The sequence below is a fragment of the Bavariicoccus seileri WCC 4188 genome (assembly GCF_000421665.1).
Classification (GTDB): Bacteria; Bacillota; Bacilli; order Lactobacillales; family Aerococcaceae; genus Bavariicoccus; species Bavariicoccus seileri.
In genome coordinates this window covers 1-3,028 of record NZ_ATXL01000088.1, presented here as the reverse complement: position 1 = coordinate 3,028, position 3,028 = coordinate 1, and the positions used below count along the sequence as shown (strand labels likewise).

General features: G+C 35.7%; 1 protein-coding gene and 3 pseudogenes. All 4 read left to right on the top strand.

Annotated elements, in window-relative coordinates; translation table 11 throughout:
• The first annotated feature begins 379 nt into the window (after positions 1-379).
• Positions 380-2,059 (top strand): D-lactate dehydrogenase, encoded by a 1,680-nt coding sequence (gene dld, locus H541_RS0110775; RefSeq protein ID WP_022797285.1) that lies wholly within the window; start codon positions 380-382, stop codon positions 2,057-2,059.
• Between the two features lie 100 nt (positions 2,060-2,159).
• Positions 2,160-2,315, top strand: a pseudogene (locus tag H541_RS12420) (antitoxin); the annotation flags it as partial.
• 1 nt (position 2,316) lies between these two features.
• A pseudogene (locus tag H541_RS12415) lies at positions 2,317-2,525 on the top strand (zeta toxin family protein); the annotation flags it as partial.
• Positions 2,526-2,782: 257 nt separating this feature from the next.
• Positions 2,783-3,028 (top strand): annotated as a pseudogene (locus tag H541_RS0110760) (IS6 family transposase); the annotation flags it as partial.

The window sequence follows — 3,028 nt, the reverse complement described above, 5'->3', positions numbered from 1 at the left end:
TAACGAAGATAGTAGCCCACGGCTACAATAATCACATCCTGCTGAAATTGCTTTCCTTTAAAATGATTCATCGTCATTCCTCCTGCTATCTTTTTCTATTATTCTACCTTATTTGATAGTAGATTTAAAACTTTGCAACAGAACCACAAAAGGTTTCGATTTTAATTCGTTCAGAATAGGTTATACTAGACAAAAGATCAGCTCCTAAAAGATGTGTTTGTGGTAAACACCATTTTAAGGGAAGCTGATCTTTTTTGTCCGAACAGCGTCGGATTAATTTTACAATCTACCTATTAACCAAAATATCAAAAAAAGTGTATCATTGAAAGCGTAATGATTAAAACGTTTTTTACAAACGTTATAGAGGGGAGAAGTTAATATGGACTTAGTCGAAGAACTAGTCAATGTTGTTGGTAAAAAAAATGTTATTACTAACAAAGCAAAATCTTTACGTTTTAGGAAAGGGTACCGCTCAGGTAAGGGAGATGCAGTTGCAGTCGTATTTCCAACCACTTTAATGGCAATGTGGCGTGTGCTTAATGTTTTGCATGATAACAATATTATCATTATTATGCAAGCAGCCAACACTAGTTTGACTGAGGGATCCGTACCTGCCCCAGGTTATGACCGTTCTGCAGTTGTTGTGAACGGCATGAAAATTAAAGATTTACAGTTAATCAATAATGGGGAACAAGTACTAGCATTCCCCGGTACGACACTGTTTCACTTAGAAAATGAATTGCGACCACTTAAACGTGAACCACATTCAGTCATTGGCTCATCTAATTTGGGTGCATCGGTCATTGGTGGTATTAACAACAATTCTGGTGGTGCTTTGATCAGAAGAGGTCCAGCTTATACAGAGCTATCATTGTATGTTTGGATTGATGAACATGACGAAATGCACTTAGTTAACCATTTAGGCATTGATTTGGGCAAAACACCCGAAGAGATTATTACTAATTTGCAGAACCGCAATTTTGATTTGAATCAAGTACCAGCTACTGAACATCATGGTTCAATGTTCCATTATGAACAGGTTGTGCGTGACGTTGAATCTGATAAGCCTATTCGATACAATGCAAATCCTAAAGAATTGTATGAAGTATCTGGATCGTCCGGTCACGTTGCGGCATTGGCTGTCCGCTTAGATACATTCCCAATGGATAAAAAAACACAAATGTTTTACATTGGAACGAATAATCCCGATGAGTTGGAAGATATTCGTTGCCATATTATGACGACATTCAAAGAATTGCCTGTTTCTGGTGAATATATGCATAAAAATGCTTATAAATTGGCCAAGAAATATGGTAAAGACTCACTAATTGTGATTGAAAAAATTGGTACGGGTCATTTGCCCCAAATGTTTGCGCTAAAAGCATGGGGCGAACGCTTTTTGAAGCACATTCCGTTTTTCAAACCTTATTTCCCAGATCGTTTGCTTCAAACATTAAGTAATTTATTTCCTAATCAAATGCCAAAGCGGTTAGATGATTATTACGAAAAGTACGACCATTACCTACAATTGAAAATGGCTGGTAATGGTATTGAAGAAGCGCGAGAGTATCTCAAATCTTATTTTGACAAAGCCAGTGGCGACTACTTTGAAGCCGATGCCAATGAGACTAGTAAAGCGGCAACTCACCGCTATGTAACAGCTGGGGTTGCGATTCGATATCAAGAATTAAAACAGGATAGTATTGACATTTTGCCACTAGATATCGCGTTGGCAAGTAATGATTATAAGTGGTTCGAGCATTTGCCTAAAGAGATTGAAGACAAAATAGAACACAAAATTTATTATGGTCACTTACTTGATCACGTTATGCACCAGGATTATATTCTAAAACCTGGCGTCGATGCGCATGAACTTAAAAAAGAAATGCTTAAAATTTTGGATAAGCGTCACGCTGTTTATCCAGCCGAACACAATGTTGGGCATCTATATTTGGCAGCACCGGCCTTAATCAAGCACTATAAGAAAAATGATCCAACTAATAGTTTCAACCCTGGCGTTGGTAAACAAACAATGTCTAAATATTGGGGCGAATACTAAAATAAAAAGTTTGTTAAAAAATAACCGTTATCGTCATTTGTCGATTCTGTAGTGACCCCCAAAATATAGACTTTTCAAATCTATATTTTGGGGGTCACATCAATTATTGGAAGTCAATTTATTAAACCAATTAAAGCTTGCAAAACGTGTAAATCTTTTTGATTATTCTTTAGAAGAATTACAAGCCGTTCATGAGTATTGGCGGTCAATGAATCGCTATTCAAAACAAGTTTTGAATAAAGAGAAAGTGGCTTAATATGGCAAATATAGTCAATTTACTGACAAACAATTTGAAAATCGCTTAAATGATAATTTAGAAGAATTGGTTCAAGGAAAAAAAGCGGTTGAATCGCCAACCGCTTTTTTATTTGGTGGGCAACCAGGATCAGGAAAAACCAGTTTGCGATCAGCAATTCTTGAAGAAACACAAGGGAATGTTATTGTCATTGATAATGATACCTTTAAATAATAGAGTATCGCAATTTGATTGCGGAAGCCTAGTAAATCAAGGTTTTAGAATTGCTTAGAGCGATAAAAAATCGGTATAATATGTATATATATATATATCGCTAAGGGTACCCTTAGTCTATTGCTTACACAATAGACTAATACTATCAGCTCTTATATAAATCTGTTTAGGAGTCTATTTGGTTCTGTTGCAAAGTTTTAAATCTACTATCAAATAAGGTAGAATAATAGAAAAAGATAGCAGGAGGAATGACGATGAATCATTTTAAAGGAAAGCAATTTCAGCAGGATGTGATTATTGTAGCCGTGGGCTACTATCTTCGTTATAACCTTAGCTATCGTGAAGTTCAAGAAATCTTATATGATCGTGGCATTAACGTTTCTCATACGACGATTTATCGTTGGGTGCAAGAATATGGCAAACTACTCTATCAAATTTGGAAAAAGAAAAATAAAAAATCCTTTTATTCATGGAAAATGGATGAAACGTACATCAAAATT

What these genes read in the sequence shown, in the direction of transcription:
- dld (WP_022797285.1), top strand. Translation starts at nt 380, where the DNA reads ATGGACTTAGTCGAAGAACTAGTCAATGTTGTTGGTAAAAAAAATGTT.